The organism is Salmonella sp. SSDFZ54, from assembly GCF_004010735.1.
GTDB lineage: Bacteria > Pseudomonadota > Gammaproteobacteria > Enterobacterales > Enterobacteriaceae > Salmonella > Salmonella enterica.
In genome coordinates this window covers 1259990-1274777 of record NZ_CP034819.1, presented here as the reverse complement: position 1 = coordinate 1274777, position 14788 = coordinate 1259990, and the positions used below count along the sequence as shown (strand labels likewise).

General features: G+C 47.1%; 16 protein-coding genes and 1 pseudogene. 15 read left to right on the top strand and 2 right to left on the bottom strand.

Translation table 11 applies throughout. The features are described 5' to 3' along the window. Positions 1–29 precede the first annotated feature (29 nt). Together EOS97_RS06445 and EOS97_RS06440 are read left to right on the top strand one after the other, a co-directional pair. A complete protein-coding gene (locus EOS97_RS06445; RefSeq protein ID WP_000094645.1) occupies positions 30–1550 on the top strand; it encodes a PAS domain-containing methyl-accepting chemotaxis protein in 1521 nt (506 codons plus the stop codon). A gap of 386 nt (positions 1551–1936) precedes the next feature. Beyond that, a complete protein-coding gene (locus tag EOS97_RS06440) occupies positions 1937–3505 on the top strand; it encodes a methyl-accepting chemotaxis protein (RefSeq protein ID WP_000478462.1) in 1569 nt (522 codons plus the stop codon). On the opposite strand, the gene EOS97_RS06435 is transcribed toward EOS97_RS06440, so the two are convergent. Further along, positions 3502–4149, bottom strand: a complete 648-nt coding sequence (locus EOS97_RS06435; RefSeq protein ID WP_000983434.1) for a PadR family transcriptional regulator — start codon at positions 4147–4149, stop codon at positions 3502–3504. The two genes, EOS97_RS06440 and EOS97_RS06435, sit on opposite strands and share 4 nt — an antisense overlap. Positions 4150–4380: 231 nt before the next feature. Between EOS97_RS06435 and EOS97_RS06430 the strand changes: the two genes are divergently transcribed. From EOS97_RS06430 to EOS97_RS06370, 12 genes and pseudogenes are all read left to right on the top strand, one after another. Continuing rightward, positions 4381–5148: a siderophore-interacting protein gene (locus EOS97_RS06430; RefSeq protein WP_000213679.1), complete on the top strand. Its 768-nt coding sequence runs from the start codon at positions 4381–4383 to the stop codon at positions 5146–5148. 304 nt (positions 5149–5452) lie between these two features. Further along, positions 5453–6877, top strand: coding sequence for an integrase family protein (locus EOS97_RS06425; protein ID WP_000447271.1), 1425 nt, complete (start codon positions 5453–5455; stop codon positions 6875–6877). Beyond that, positions 6874–7521 (top strand): hypothetical protein, encoded by a 648-nt coding sequence (locus EOS97_RS06420; RefSeq protein ID WP_000051126.1) that lies wholly within the window; start codon positions 6874–6876, stop codon positions 7519–7521. Before EOS97_RS06425 ends, EOS97_RS06420 begins: the two co-directional genes overlap by 4 nt. Positions 7522–7614: 93 nt before the next feature. After that, positions 7615–7821, top strand: a pseudogene (locus EOS97_RS27145) (helix-turn-helix domain-containing protein). Positions 7822–7831: 10 nt separating this feature from the next. Next, complete coding sequence (locus EOS97_RS27485) at positions 7832–8671, top strand: hypothetical protein (RefSeq protein WP_001650766.1); 840 nt, start codon at positions 7832–7834, stop codon at positions 8669–8671. Between the two features lie 10 nt (positions 8672–8681). Further along, positions 8682–8930 carry a host cell division inhibitor Icd-like protein gene (locus tag EOS97_RS06400; protein ID WP_000764070.1) on the top strand — a complete coding sequence of 83 codons (249 nt, stop codon included), beginning with the start codon at positions 8682–8684 and terminating at the stop codon, positions 8928–8930. After that, positions 8923–9141: a hypothetical protein gene (locus EOS97_RS06395; protein WP_001284750.1), complete on the top strand. Its 219-nt coding sequence runs from the start codon at positions 8923–8925 to the stop codon at positions 9139–9141. Before EOS97_RS06400 ends, EOS97_RS06395 begins: the two co-directional genes overlap by 8 nt. Further along, a complete protein-coding gene (locus tag EOS97_RS06390) occupies positions 9134–9358 on the top strand; it encodes a hypothetical protein (protein WP_001133617.1) in 225 nt (74 codons plus the stop codon). The genes EOS97_RS06395 and EOS97_RS06390 overlap by 8 nt, the downstream gene beginning before the upstream one ends. A gap of 4 nt (positions 9359–9362) precedes the next feature. Continuing rightward, positions 9363–9662, top strand: a complete 300-nt coding sequence (locus EOS97_RS06385) for a DUF4222 domain-containing protein (RefSeq protein ID WP_000727198.1) — start codon at positions 9363–9365, stop codon at positions 9660–9662. Then, positions 9659–11116, top strand: coding sequence for a helicase RepA family protein (locus tag EOS97_RS06380; protein WP_001650765.1), 1458 nt, complete (start codon positions 9659–9661; stop codon positions 11114–11116). Before EOS97_RS06385 ends, EOS97_RS06380 begins: the two co-directional genes overlap by 4 nt. Positions 11117–11516: 400 nt before the next feature. Further along, complete coding sequence (locus tag EOS97_RS06375) at positions 11517–12008, top strand: hypothetical protein (protein ID WP_000365968.1); 492 nt, start codon at positions 11517–11519, stop codon at positions 12006–12008. A gap of 566 nt (positions 12009–12574) precedes the next feature. Continuing rightward, on the top strand, positions 12575–12835 hold the full coding sequence (locus tag EOS97_RS06370) for a hypothetical protein (protein WP_001123052.1): 261 nt from the start codon (positions 12575–12577) through the stop codon (positions 12833–12835). Positions 12836–12871: 36 nt separating this feature from the next. Here the strand turns inward: EOS97_RS06370 and EOS97_RS06365 are convergent, their stop codons facing one another. Then, positions 12872–13345: a hypothetical protein gene (locus EOS97_RS06365; protein WP_000138190.1), complete on the bottom strand. Its 474-nt coding sequence runs from the start codon at positions 13343–13345 to the stop codon at positions 12872–12874. 273 nt (positions 13346–13618) lie between these two features. Between EOS97_RS06365 and EOS97_RS06360 the strand changes: the two genes are divergently transcribed. Continuing rightward, positions 13619–14773: a phage major capsid protein gene (locus EOS97_RS06360; protein WP_000734563.1), complete on the top strand. Its 1155-nt coding sequence runs from the start codon at positions 13619–13621 to the stop codon at positions 14771–14773. Positions 14774–14788 lie beyond the last annotated feature (15 nt).

The following is a 14788-nucleotide window of genomic DNA, read 5'->3' as shown; positions in this document are numbered from 1 at the left end:
CATCCAGATAACCTGCACAGGACGCTATCATGTCTTCTCATCCCTACGTCAGCCAGCTAAATACCCCGCTGGATGATGATACCACTCTGATGTCTACGACCGACCTGGAAAGCTATATCACTCACGCCAATGACACTTTTGTCCAGGTGAGCGGCTATCAGTTAAACGAGTTACTGGCGCAGCCACATAATCTGGTGCGTCATCCGGATATGCCGAAAGCTGCCTTCGCAGATATGTGGTATACCCTAAAACAGGGCGAACCGTGGAGCGGCATTGTGAAAAACCGGCGTAAAAACGGCGACCATTATTGGGTGCGGGCCAACGCGGTACCGATGATACGTGAAGGGCGTGTGACGGGATATATGTCGATCCGTACCCGCGCCACGGATGATGAGATTGCCGCCGTCGAGCCTTTATATCAGGCGCTAAATGAAGGGCGGTGTAGTAAACGTATTCATAAAGGCCTGGTGGTTCGTCAGGGCTTGCTGGGCAAACTGCCCGCTATGCCTGTTCGCTGGCGAGTGCGTAGTATTATGGGGCTAATGGCCGTAATGCTGGCGTTGGCGCTGTTCGGTACGGATGCCTCATGGCAGGCGTTGTTGTTGGGCGCGTTGGCGATGCTGGCAGGTACGGCGCTATTTGAATGGCAAATTGTGCGTCCCATTGAAAATGTGGCGACGCAGGCGCTGAAAGTGGCGACCGGCGAACGCAACAGCGTACAACATCTTAATCGTAGCGATGAGTTGGGGCTGACGCTGAGGGCCGTGGGGCAGCTTGGCTTGATGTGCCGCTGGCTGATCAATGACGTATCAAGTCAGGTTTCCAGCGTCAGAAACGGCAGTGAAAGGCTGGCGAAGGGTAACAATGATCTGAACGAACACACCCGTCAGACCGTGGAGAATGTTCAGGAAACGGTAACGACCATGAACCAGATGGCGGAGTCCGTGAAGCTCAATTCCGAGACGGCTTCCGCTGCGGATAAGCTTTCCATGGCGGCCAGTAGCGCGGCGACTCAGGGAGGTGAGGCGATGGATACGGTGATTAAAACGATGGATGATATCGCTCACAGTACGCAACGTATCGGGACGATCACCACGCTAATTAACGATATCGCTTTTCAGACGAATATCCTGGCGCTGAATGCGGCGGTAGAAGCGGCGAGAGCGGGCGAGCAGGGGAAAGGGTTTGCCGTGGTTGCTGGCGAGGTACGCCATCTTGCCAGCCGCAGCGCTAACGCGGCGAACGATATTCGTAAATTAATTGATGCCAGCGCAACAAAGGTGCAGTCAGGCTCCGAGCAGGTTCACGCCGCAGGCCGTACCATGGATGACATTGTAGCCCAGGTGCAAAATGTCACCCTGCTTATCGCACGGATCAGCCAGTCGACTCAGGAACAGACAGATGGGCTTTCCAGCCTGACTCGCGCCGTGGACGAGTTGAACCGCATAACCCAGAAGAATGCGGCGCTGGTGGAAGAGAGCGCACAAGTCTCCGCGATGGTAAAACACCGTGCCAGCCGGCTGGAGGATGCGGTCACGGTACTGCATTAAGTTTATTTGTAGGTAGCAACGGTAATGACATCCGCCCGGTAGCAACAAGCTTACCGGGCGGATGTGCTCTGATAGAAGGCGGTGCCTGCCATCATAGAGAGTATCAGTGGCCTGTGATGTTAAAAATAATGTGATATTTATTCCTTCTTCTTGTCTACCTATTAATAGGTATAAGCTCAGTTGATAAATAAGAAATGGTTAACCTTTTAGCGTATTTCTTTCATTATTAGTGCCAATTTATGTCACTTTTGGTTCATCTTTCTGTGAACAATAAATATTACTTACTAATAATGTTCCGAAATAAAAAGCGATCAATATCATAAAGTTAGTAACATTATTGCCGATAAATCTTCCTGTATGAGGATATGCAATCCCAGGGAGAAAATATGTTTTTGCATAACATTAAAATACGTTCAAAATTATTTATGGCCTTTGGCTTATTCATTGTTCTCATGGTGGTGAGTTCCGCTCTGTCTTTGTTTAGCCTTGATCGGGCTAATACGGGTATGCAGGACATTATTACCAATGATTATCCCACCACGGTAAAAGCCAATCTGTTAATCGATAATTTTAATGATTTCATCATCGCGCAGCAGCTCATGTTACTGGATGAAGAGGGGCGCTGGAGCCAGAGCTCGCAGAAAGAACTCAGTGAGATAAGCCAGCGTATTTCGGCGTTACTGGATGAGCTTTCCAGGGAAAATAGTCACGATGCGGATTCACAGAAAATCATTAATGAGATCCGTGAAGCGCGCCAGCAATACCTGGAGTCCAGATTCCGTATTTTGAAAGATATTCAAAGCAATAATCGTCAGGCGGCCATTCAGGAGATGATGACCAGAACGGTGCAGGTGCAAAAAGTCTATAAGGACAAAGTCCAGGAACTTATCGCTGTTCAGGACGCGCAGATGCATGAAGCGAGCGTGCAGGTCAAAGAGGATTTTAAAAATAATCGGACGCTGTTAATCACTTTGGCGCTGATAAGCATCGCCGCCGGAGGCGTAATGGGATGGTATATTGTGCGTTCTATTACCCGGCCGCTTGATGACGCAGTACGCTTTGCCGAGGCGATCGCCGATGGCGATCTGACTCGTCATATCACCACCGACTATAAAGATGAAACAGGCGTACTACTGCAAGCGTTAATGGCGATGAAAACGCGTCTGCTGGATATCGTACAGGAAGTGCAAAACGGTTCGGAGAGTATCTCCACGGCGGCGGCGCAAATTGTCGCCGGTAACCAGGATTTGGCGGCGCGTACGGAAGAGCAGGCCAGCTCGGTTGAAGAAACGGCGGCGTCGATGGAACAGATTACCGCCACGGTTAAAAATACGGCTGACCATACCAGTGAAGCGACCAAACTCTCTGCCGGTGCCGCCAGCGTGGTGAAAAACAATGGGGAGATGATGAATCAAGTGACGCAGAAAATGCGCGTCATTAACGACACGGCAAATCGTATGTCGGATATCATCAATATCATTGATTCCATTGCCTTTCAGACCAATATTCTGGCGCTGAACGCGGCGGTTGAAGCGGCGCGCGCGGGCGAACATGGACGTGGTTTTGCCGTTGTCGCCGGAGAGGTTCGCCAGTTGGCGCAGAAGAGCGCCTCGTCGGCCAGTGAAATCCGTAATTTGATTGAAGATTCAACCAGTCAGACTCAGGAAGGGATGCACCTGGTGGAGAAAGCCAGCGCCCTGATTAATGGCATGGTGGATAACGTCGAAGAGATGGATGTGATATTACGTGAGATTGGGCAGGCCAGCCGCGAGCAAACTGACGGTATTTCGCAGATTAACAGCGCGATTGGCCTGATTGACGCCGCCACGCAACAAAACTCCTGCCTTGTGGAAGAGTCTGTTGCCGCCGCAGCGTCGCTGAACGAACAGGCGTTACATTTAAAAGAGCTGGTTAACGTGTTCCGCGTCCGCGAAGAGGACACGCAGCCCGCTTAATCCAGTTCGGCGATTTCCAGCGCCGCGCGATCAATCACGCCGATAATGCGTTTGATTTGCGCGTCGTTGATATCGCTGTGGTTTATCCGCAGATCCAGCACGGCCTTGAAGTTATCCAGCGCCCGCTTCATCTGCGGATTTTTACGTAACTCCATGCCCACACAACGGGCTTTTAGCCGCGCCTGAATATGCGTCAGATGTTCGCGATTTTCATCAAGCCATTGCGCGCCGTTCGCGGTAATCGCGATTTTTTTCCGCCCGCCTTCTTCGTCGCTAATCGTGATAAATTGCTGATCCTGTAAAAAATCCAGCGTAGGGTAGATCACGCCAGCGCTTGGCGTATAGCCACCCCCCGTCAGGTTTTCTATCGCTTTAATCAGTTCATAGCCGTGGCTGGCGTCCCGGGTCAGGATATCAAGAATGACCAGCCGAAGTTCCCCGTGGCCAAAAAATCGCTGACGTCGACCACCGCCCTGTCCATGACGACCACAGCCGTGTCCGTGACGGTGTTCGCCGCCGCAACTGGCGTTCTCATGCTGATGCGCGCTATGGCAGCCTTCATGCTGATGTTCTCGATCTTTGCAGCAACCATCGTGCTTATGATCCCGGTTTTTGCAACACCCTTCATGTTGATTTTGCATCATTGCCTCCTGCTTATTTAGATATATCTAATTTATATCTAAATGATGCTTTTTAGCAAGGGTAAAAGCGATTGTTTCTATAAGCCATTAATTTATAAGTTTTTATTTTAAGGTTATAGTTAGCGACGTGTTGCCAGAACACTATCAAAAAACAGTTGCATTTTTACTGATTAACAATCATTATCATTTAAAACTTTAATTTAGATATATCGTATTACTTCACGAAGGCAAAAAATGACGACATCATCCGCACGCTACCCACAGCGTGTTCGTAATGAACTGCGTTTTCGCGAGCTGACCGTTCTGCGGGTAGAACGTATTAGCGCAGGATTTCAGCGGATCGTACTTGGCGGCGAGGCGCTGGACGGTTTCATCTCCCTGGGCTTTGACGATCACACGAAAGTTTTTTTCCCTGAGTCAGGCTGTCGCTTTACGCCCCCGACAGTCACTGAGGAAGGCATTATCTGGGGGGAGGGCGTTCGTCCGGTCTCCAGGGATTACACGCCGCTGTATGATGAGGCGCGTCGCGAGCTGGCGCTGGATTTCTTTATCCACGATGGCGGCGTAGCCAGCCGTTGGGCAATGGAAGCCCGTGAAGGCGATACACTGACGATTGGCGGGCCGCGCGGCTCGCTGGTGGTGCCGGAAGATTATGCCTGTCAGGTTTATGTCTGCGATGAGTCCGGTATGCCTGCGCTACGTCGTCGTCTGGAATCGCTTAGCCGTCTGCCTGCGCGCCCTGCGGTAACCGCGCTGGTGAGCATTCAGGATGCGGCATACCGCGATTATCTCGCCCATTTGACGGACATTACTGTGGAATATGTTGTTGGCGGCGATGAACAGGCAATGCAAACGCGCCTGTCGCAGCTGACAATACCAGAATCAGACTATTTCATCTGGATTACTGGCGAAGGCAAAACGGTAAAACGTTTAAGTCAGTGCTTTGAAAAGGGGTTTGATCCACACCTGGTACGTGCGGCAGCCTATTGGCATCGTAAATAGCGGTATGGGGCGAGCCCTGTCAGAAACAAAAAAGCCACTCTTTAGAGTGGCTTAATTATATGATTTTAAAGATAAAATTTGGTGGCCCCTGCTGGACTTGAACCAGCGACCAAGCGATTATGAGTTAGAATGCAACTTCTTACCTGAAAATACTTATCTATAATTTTCAGTAACTTAATTGATATGAAAATACTGTATAAATAACCAGAAATACTCTAAAATACTCCTTTGCGGTATCCTATAGGTATCCTAGAGCAAAACAAGCGATTTTCAGGATACCCCGATCGCTTGGTGTGGAGTGTTTGTGGAAACATTCAAATTTACGAAAACTAAGCTCGAAAACCTCCCACCTGCCGAACGTGGCCAGGTTGAGTACGGCGATACCATCGTTAATGGTCTGCGCATCCGTATTGGCACCAGTGGTGTGAAAAGCTTCTGTATCTCACGTAAGAGAAATGGAAAATTCATCCGGGCCACGCTGGGCCGTTTTCCGGATCTTACTATTGATAATGCCAGGGCAAAGGCACTCGAAATGTTGGGTGACGTAGCGACCACCGGGAAAAATCCTAATGTGGAAAAGCGTGTCAATGAGAAGGCATCTGTCACGCTTGCTGATGCGCTGGATGCCTATATTAAGAACCGTGGCCACCGCCTTAAACCCACAACCGAAAAGCAATATCGCGCTATCTTGCAAAATTACTCCGGCGACTGGATGAAACAGTCCCTCGCTACTATTTCGCGTGATCGTGTTGAGCATCGTCACAAAGCAGTAACTGATGGTTCAGTCTGGTTTGGCGCTGATAAAGAAACGCTCAGGGCTGGGGTAGGAAGCGGTAGCAAAGCTCAGGCTGACCTGTGGGCCAGAGCTCTGCGCGCCGTATATCGTTTCGCACATGATCATTATCGTGATGAAGAAGGGAGAACGCTGTTACCTGACCCGCCAACACAGGTGCTGAGTACAAAGCGTCAGTGGCATGGCACGATCAGAAAGACAGAGCGCATCCGCACCCATGACTTTGCTCGTTGGTTAAATGCCGTCGCTGTAGTTCGTGATAAGGCCGAAGAAGGACGAGATGATGTAGCTGCCGCAATATGTGACGCTGTAGAAATGTCGATGTTCACCGGGCTGCGTAAATCTGAAATATTCGAACTAACCTGGAATCGGGTGAATATTGGCGGTCGTTATTTCTGGATAGATACCACCAAGAACGGCGATCCGCTCGAGCTTCCGATCACTGAAACTCTGCTGAATCTGTTCCGGCGCCGACTGAAAATGAAAAACGGAAATGAGGCTTTAGTGTTTCCTGGAGTTAAAGGAGTCATTAAAGAATATCGCCATGTAATTGATCGAATCAGTGCCGCCACCGTCCCAGACCCCAATCCTGATTTGCTCCAGCCAATCCCATTCAAATGGCACGATGCCCGCCGTACATTCGGTACAGTTGCCGAGCTGGTGGGCGTTGGTAGTTATATCCTCAAGCGACTAATGAACCACCGAACGATGAGAAGTGCAGATGTTACTCAGGGCTATCTTCATTTTGGTGCTGATGAACTACTCGAGCCAGCTATCAGAATTGAACGGGCTGTTCTTGAATATGCTGGCTTGGTGGAAAGTAAAAGAGGAATAGATGCTCAGTTACTGTCCGTCATGGAAAATTTAAGTGATGAAGATAAACGTAAGCTTTTATTTGATCTGCTGAATTCTAACAATGCTGAGGAAAAATCATGAGCCTGGAAAAATACTTAGATTCTGGACGGCTAAATTTTGTTGATGTTTTCATGCGCACTGCTAGAAATTTTGGAGATCTACAATTTAACTATAAAAGAGACTTAGGTAACGAACTAAAAAAAGATATCAACAGAATATCTCGTGGGCATTTGAAGTCTATTTTACAAAAAATGCGCAAAGATAAACCGTCAAAGGATGATGCTGATTTTGAAGAGCAAACACTGGCCAAGGTGTTTTTTATATTGGAGGCTCATGATTTTACTACATTAGCGGAAGATATGGCTTTAGTTATTGAAAGAAGAAATATAAAAGAGCGCTGTCAGAAAATTATATATAAAGAAATTGCTGAGGGCTCAGCATTTAAGCAGCGTAGCATTGCGGCATCTGGCCCACGACACCGCCTATATGATGAAATCGTGGCAATTATGAAATCTACCTGGAAACATAATCCGGCACTTTCAAAAAGAAAAATGATCTCAAAATTATTGATACGTTATGAAGATAAAGTGGATGAAAAAACGCTAAAAGATTGGATAACAAAAGGAAAACTGGCTCCACCAAGACCCAGACAGAACAAAAATTCAGATCTGGTTATCCCACCAGAATATGCCAGCAAAAAAATATTTGAGGGAGGGGGGAAGTAGCTCCTCACCCCCATAATCATGTACTCACCTTATAGAAAAAAATCAAAAAATTATAGTAGCTCCGTTGCTAACCAGACATACACGGAGCTACTTATGCATTTGGTTGAATCGAATTATTCTAAAAGACTCACTCGTAATGAGGCCGCAGCTCATCTTGGTGTGAACCCATAGACGCTGGCGAACTGGGCGCATACTGGCAAGGTAAAAATTCCCTTTCATAAGGTCGGTAGGAAGGTCATTTACTTCAAGTCTGATCTGGATGCTTATCTGGATTCCACCCGCAGAACGCAGACGGTTTAAGGAGCTGGATATGGCACATAAAACAAAGGCGGCCATGCCGGGCCGCTATTTATCTAAGATGTTCATTTCTATTTATAACATCTTATGCATCCATAATGAGATAGGCTCAATGATTTTTATGTATCCTCCATATGCCCAAACAAATGTGCCAAATATTGTTAAACCGACACCGATGACCTCTGCTTTTATTTCTTCTCGTACTTCAATGCGAGCTTTTGAAATATTTTCTTCTCTCATTCTCTTAGATTCTTCAGGACTTAGCGGAGGACCTGTAACCCCACTACGTGAGTTAATTTCAGCTTCGCGGTTAGATAGTTTTTTTAAAGTTGTGAATTTTATTGTATACAGTAATCCGAATACTGAAATGATCGCTCCAGAGCTTGCAAATAAATTCATGTCATTAAGATATTGCCCAAATAAAAAACTTGCACCGCAGAATACAATTAATAGGATTAGTGATGTTTTTGCACCAAGTATCTTGAAAAAGATGGTTCTGAATTTTTTCATTACTAATTATCTCAATATTATAAGCGTGATTCAATTTTTTGGCTCAATACCACGTCTCCGTAACTCCGCTCTACCTAACTCCTTTAGCCAGTTACTGGTACTGGTGTTTTCAGCTTGCGCTAGCTCATCAAATTGTTTGCGTAGTTCAGCAGGAATGCGGATTGGTAGCATTGGTGACTTGCCGCCACCCTTAGGTTGTTTATCTCGAGATATTGACATGTATATGCCTATAGGTTTATGGTTAACTCAAATAGGCATATACAATAACATGTGTGAGTCTATAAAAACAACGCCCCGTAGTGCTCGCAACACATACAGGGCGTCTAACCAAACCGTTAGTTGAGGTAACAGTTATGGCTGATAAACAGCATACCCAAACTCACCCCAAATTTACATGGCTATTCCTCGGTATAACGAAAGGACAGACCTGCACGCCTGTAGTTATCCGCATCGCTGCCGACACCGAAGAAGAAGCTCACGAGTGGTATTTCCGCAGGGATCTGACCTTTGTTACAAAGATTCGCTCTGAATGTTTGCTGTACCAGTACGTCAACGGCGCCTATGAGTTGACGATTCCCGGACAGGAGGTACTTCATGGCTAACAAAACCACCCTGATAAATGACCTCCCCATTTGGCAGGAAGTTGATAGCGCGTTGGGGCAGGTTTTGTCCCTACAAATTGCGCTTGAGCTGGCTGCTCATGAAATGGATAAGGACGATGTTGTTGCCGCGATGTGTGGCATACGGCATCTGGTTTACCACGTGGCTGGGGAACTCGAGAATGTTGGCAAAATGGAGGTGCGTCATGCCTAACCAGCCACAAGTTTACGAAATTTTTGACGTGGTTCGTCGGTCTGATGGGATGGTTATGAATCATATCTCATCTGGCAATCGCTATATGGTCTATACGCTAAACGGATTGGTATCGGTTAGGACATTAATGGCAGACGAAATTGTGGGTACTCCTAAACTCTTTGAGCTGATTCTTGAACGCGCCGGTTATCGCGTAACACCAGTCAAAAAGGACTAACGCCATGAAAAAGAAAATTAACAGCTTAACTGCTGGTGGTCAGACTCGGCCTGAAATCCTTCCGGGCGATATTTTCAAGGATAACCGGGGCGAACGGGTAACGGTGAAAATGGTTACTGATAACCGGATTACGTATATCAGGGAGGGTTATTCCGGAGAGTGTGTTTTCCCGGTCGAACGGTTTGAAAGGGAGTTCAGCCTGGTGAAACGTCAGACATTCAGCGAATGGTGCAAGTCAAACAACACAGTAGAAAAAATTCAGTATTTGCGGGCTTTAATTGCTGCTAAGAGAGCTGGCAAATGAAACGTGCTCCGAACTTAAAATTTCTGCCAAAGGAAAAATTCACAGAGGCAATCATTTTTGCCGGGGCTGATGCTTACGCTCATGCAAAGGGATGGGAAGAGGGCCTGGGTAAACAAATTGCCGAAGATACAACGCCTCCTGTCTGGCTGGGGCCTAAGCAACTGGCGGAACTGGATAACCTGCAAATTATTGATAAGGGGCGGCATAGTGCTCGTGTATATCTGGCAGGGAACATTGAACCGAGACTGATAAACGCCATTGGCGAGAAGCTGGCGCAGGCAGGAGTGCAAGATGCCAAGCTATACAAGGGGATTCCCGACCACCAGCCGGAGAACTGGAAAGAGTATCTTTCACGTTTGCGCGAACGGATTGAGGATTCTGTACTAGAGGATTCTATGCGTCATAGTTTGCCGCTGAGCGTTGGATCTGATGGATATGACCAAGAACAAGATTACACGCTAAAAAGCTATCTCCCTGCTAACAGCCTGAGCAGTATTTACGGCCCCAGTGGATCTTACAAAAGTTTTCTAGCTGTATCCTGGGCCTGCCATGTTGCGGGGGGATTTAAATGGGCTGGAAAATCTGTCTCACCAGGTGCTGTGATGTACGTTGTTGGAGAAGGGGGGATCGGTGTTCCACGCCGTATTAAAGCATGGGAGAAATTGCATCATGTGAAGCTGGATAATCTTTTTCTGGTCAATCGTCCTGTCTTCCCGGTGCGTCGTGAGGAAACAGAAGAGATGATAAAAGCTGCAAAGGATGTGAAATACCGAACGGGACAGCCGGTACGCCTGATCGTCGTAGATACGCTGGCCCGTTGTTTTGGCGGTAATGATGAGAATGATGCCCGGGATATGGGGGCGTTTATTGAAGGCTGCGACGTTATAAAGCGTGAAACCGGTGCCACATTACTAGTGGTCCACCATTCTGGTAAGGATGATACAAAGGGAGCTCGGGGCTCCAGCGCATTCAGGGCTGCACTTGATGCAGAGTTTAACATTCGGCGTGAGGGGGAAGGTGGGGCAATAATTCTTACCTGCACCAAGATGAAAGATGCAGAAGAACCCAAACAAGCTGCTTTCGATTTGCGTACGGTAGAACTGTTCACCGACCGCGATGGTGAAATAGTCTCGTCGCTGGTTGTTCGTGATATACCACGTGAAGCAAGGGAGTTGGACCCTGAACTGGCGGAGATTAAGAATCTGACGGGCAATCATGCAGCACTCTGGCAGAGTATTCGCAGCAGGAAAGCAAAAGGAGAAACATGCAACAAAGCTGTTTTGCGTGATGATATGGAGGCCATGATGGGAGATAAGGCTAGAAAATCCTTTCACCAAATGGCTGGAGAAACTGATCCGCGATGGGCTAATAGAGGTCGATTATCAAGGCGTGATTACACTACTCTCAGGCGAATAATTGCGGCAGCAAATGCGGTTGGTGCGCTAATTATTTAAAATCTGTGCTGTTGCCGCACTTCTTTCATATATACCTGGAAAAAGTGCGGCGGTAAGTTGATATGTCCTTAACTCCGCATGAGCACTGGGTTTGTGCCATTTTAACCCATATTGCTTGCCGCACTCACATGCGGCAAAAGAAAATGCGGCGTGAAATGCGCAAAGAGCGGCAAGGGTGATTTGGATTTTAGAACGTAAGCGAGCAAAGGTACTATGTACACTTTGATTCAGCTTGTTCGTACTACATTATCGCCATTCACTCCTCATCACTCCAATTCACAATACTATGCTAATCCTACAGATCTTTTAAAGATCTTGTGTGTTGTGATCTTGCGCAATGAGAAATGTTGTGCCATTATCCTTACAAGTTGAGTTCTATCTGCTTAAGGAGGTTAGAATTATGGACTTGTCCAAGGCTAACTTTTACAGTTTTATCGACCAATATGCTGACATAACTGGCGCGTCGCCAAGTACTGCAGGTAACGTCCGTAGCGTTTGCTATTTGGTTAAAGAGTCCCTTTCTGACAGTGTACCTGCAGATAAGTGGGATACGACCGGCATTATTAACACTTACGTTATGGCCAATGGTATTGCTGAGGATACGCAAAAATCCTACATCAGCCGCTTTAACGGAGCTGTCGCAAAATTTATTGCGTATGAGAAAGGCGAAGATGTGACAGTGAAGCAGCGTAGATCGCCTGTGAAAAACAGCCAATCATCGCCGGTCAGTTTGCAGAATACTTTAGTCAAAACCTTTGAACTGCCGATTCCTCTTCGTGACGAACTTACCGTAATCATTGGTAATCTTCCTCGTGATTTGACCAAAGACGAGGCGAGAAGGATCAGTACCATTATTGAGTCCTTTGCGGTTTCACAACCAGCAAACGACTAAACAAAAAAGCCCTGCTTGGTAGCAGGGCTTTAGGGGGAAGAAAATGGATTTTCTTCCAGAGTGCAGATTAACCGCAGCTCTTTAAGCGTGAGAACTTAAGAATAGCGGTTAACCTGCGTAGTTACAAGGCTGGATAGGATTACAGCTTGTACATAAAAACAGGTAATGTTTATGGCTAACGGAATCTGTCCAAAATGTGGTAACGCTTGTGAGGTCATATTTAGACCCTACAAACGCAACCCTGACGGGACCCTGAGTTATCCTAAACGGGCGAAGGTATTTGCTATCCCCGTGTGCAACTGCTAAGTGTTAGTTGCTTTGAAATCAACCCGACTTCGGTCGGGTTTTTTGTATTCAAAACATCCTTCTATAAGATAAATTATCTAGCGGATCTACTTAGCTAAATAATCAACCACTTATCAGTCAATTGATATAATAGACAGTATCGCATACTTTAAAGTTTGCTTTGTTTTTTAATGCATTGAATTTATTGGTTAATTTTCAAAATCAGAAAGGTTAGTGGTTTAAGGGATATTTATTTAATTTTATAGGTCTGGAGTCGAGACATGCCAATCACAAATGAAGAACGTATTGAACATATGGAAAAGTTTAATCTAACCAGTTTGGACACAATGCCTACTGCTGATTACCGGGAGGCATTAGAACAAGAAGCTTTTTTTTGGGACGATCCGCACGGTTTCATTATGCATACCCTTTCTGGGGAACGTATCGTCACAAATACAGAACAACTTGATGCCTTACTTGAGCATTTGGAAGGATACAGGGCTCTGTTACCAGATCCCCCGATGTGGATGAGCGAGAAGTAAACAACAGGCCTGGACTAGTGCCAGGCCTGTAATCAGTCAGAAGTCGATATCAACTTCTCTTTGAAATTTTGAAGTTAGACTAAGCGCCTCGCTCGGGCATTTCCCGTTCTCAACTAGCGCAGACCAAAACTCATTATCGTAGCAACCGTCAAGGTACAGATATCGGCAAATATCGATTAAATCACCTCTATTCCATCCTTTAGAGCTGTAGCCTCGAACGCCTAATTCATCCTCCAGGTCATAAAATGTGAGCCCTTCATTTTTACGCCAAGCATCATCAAGACGCTTTAACAGAAACTCTACTTTCTCTTTTGATGCGGTGAAATACTGAGCATAAAACTCGTGAGGTTTACGGGGGACGCTGCCATCGGTATCGCTCATCAATGGGTAAACGCCGGACTCCCAGGCGTGGAGATATGCGTCGCTAAATTCATCATGATGCTTGCCAATGTGAAGAATCTGTATCCTTTGCTGAGCGAACAAGGCACCCATAACGTCATTTTCAGTCATAAAATCCCTTATTAATTTAATGGTTTCCGTCTCGCATAATAATTTTACTCGCTTGTTTTGTAAATTATTTGTGCGTCATCTTTCAAGACTGTTCGGAGTAAAAATACATCATTTACAACGATAATTTGATCCATATCTTGAAGAGTGGCCCTCAGACGTGAGCCGCCACTGTCCACCCGGTTCTTCCGGCAGATCCGCGGTTTTCTCTCCGGGTGGACATCCCTTAAAGCGCTGGTTTCACGTCTCAACGTTAATTGTTACGGAAACCACTCCATGAAGAAATTACTCGAATTACGTCAGCAAAAAACCGAAATCAAAACGCAGATGCGTAACCTGCTTGAAAAAGCCGACAGCGAAAAACGCAGCCTGACCGATGAGGAAGGCACGCAGTTTGACGAACTCCGCATCCGCGCCGGGACACTCGATACTGAAATCAGTCGCTACGAAGCCATAGCCAGCGAAGAACGTAACCAGCCAGGCCACCCGGTGAACGAAAACGGCGTAAGCAACGACGAACTACGTACCTACATTCTGACCGGGGAAGCCCGCAGCCTGTCTACCAGCGTTCCGGAGGACGGTGGCTATACCGTTATTCCTGAACTTAACAAACAGATTATGCAGCAGCTTAACGATGAGTCCGTTATGCGCAAAATCTGCACCGTGAAAAAAATCGGCAGTAACGAGTTTAAACAGCTTGTCTCTGTGGGCGGAGCGGGGGTGAACCACGGCGAGGAAGGAAAAGCCCGTGGTGAGACAACTACGCCGAAACTGGAAGAAGTCAGTATCCGCCTGTTCCCGGTTTACACCTATCCGAAGACCACGCAGGAAATTATCGATTTTTCTGGTGTGGATATCATGGGCTGGCTGTCCTCTGAAATTGGCGATGCTTTCGTCGATACCGAAGAAGCGGATCTGGCATCTGGAGACGGCGTGAAAAAAGCGAAGGGTTTTCTCTCTTACCCACTCAGCCCGGACGGTGACAAAACGCGTCCGTTCGGCACAATCCAGAAGGTCACCGTGAGTGTACTTAATGCGGATTTTCTGATTGACCTGAAATTTAAACTTCGTGCGAAGTATCGCAAAAATGCCGTATGGGTAACGAACTCCACCACGGCGGCCTCCGTTCAGAAACTGAAAAACGGTAACGGGGATTACATCTGGCGCGACCGTTTACAGGCAGGTGATCCAGATACGCTGCTGGGCCTCCCGGTTGAATATCTCGAAACCATGCCGGACGACCTGATCGGTATTGGCGACTTTAAACGTGGCTATTTCATCGTTGACCATGAGACAGGCACCCGCACCCGCCCGGATAACATCACCGAACCGGGCTTTATCAAAATTCATACGGATAAATACCTGGGCGGTGGTGTGGTTGATTCCGGCGCCATCAAGCTGCTCGAAATCTCTGCTTCCTCCACCAAATAATTCACAGGGGCTTCG

Coding starts and splice junctions, on each gene's coding strand:
- EOS97_RS06400 (WP_000764070.1), top strand. CDS start 8,682: ATGGCTGATAAACAGCATACCCAAACTCACCCCAAATTTACATGGCTA.
- EOS97_RS06370 (WP_001123052.1), top strand. CDS start 12,575: ATGCCAATCACAAATGAAGAACGTATTGAACATATGGAAAAGTTTAAT.
- EOS97_RS06390 (WP_001133617.1), top strand. CDS start 9,134: ATGCCTAACCAGCCACAAGTTTACGAAATTTTTGACGTGGTTCGTCGG.
- EOS97_RS06365 (WP_000138190.1), bottom strand. CDS start 13,345: ATGACTGAAAATGACGTTATGGGTGCCTTGTTCGCTCAGCAAAGGATA.
- EOS97_RS06395 (WP_001284750.1), top strand. CDS start 8,923: ATGGCTAACAAAACCACCCTGATAAATGACCTCCCCATTTGGCAGGAA.
- EOS97_RS06435 (WP_000983434.1), bottom strand. CDS start 4,149: ATGATGCAAAATCAACATGAAGGGTGTTGCAAAAACCGGGATCATAAG.
- EOS97_RS06385 (WP_000727198.1), top strand. CDS start 9,363: ATGAAAAAGAAAATTAACAGCTTAACTGCTGGTGGTCAGACTCGGCCT.
- EOS97_RS06445 (WP_000094645.1), top strand. CDS start 30: ATGTCTTCTCATCCCTACGTCAGCCAGCTAAATACCCCGCTGGATGAT.
- EOS97_RS06380 (WP_001650765.1), top strand. CDS start 9,659: ATGAAACGTGCTCCGAACTTAAAATTTCTGCCAAAGGAAAAATTCACA.
- EOS97_RS06360 (WP_000734563.1), top strand. CDS start 13,619: ATGAAGAAATTACTCGAATTACGTCAGCAAAAAACCGAAATCAAAACG.
- EOS97_RS06440 (WP_000478462.1), top strand. CDS start 1,937: ATGTTTTTGCATAACATTAAAATACGTTCAAAATTATTTATGGCCTTT.
- EOS97_RS06430 (WP_000213679.1), top strand. CDS start 4,381: ATGACGACATCATCCGCACGCTACCCACAGCGTGTTCGTAATGAACTG.
- EOS97_RS06420 (WP_000051126.1), top strand. CDS start 6,874: ATGAGCCTGGAAAAATACTTAGATTCTGGACGGCTAAATTTTGTTGAT.
- EOS97_RS27485 (WP_001650766.1), top strand. CDS start 7,832: ATGGCACATAAAACAAAGGCGGCCATGCCGGGCCGCTATTTATCTAAG.
- EOS97_RS06375 (WP_000365968.1), top strand. CDS start 11,517: ATGGACTTGTCCAAGGCTAACTTTTACAGTTTTATCGACCAATATGCT.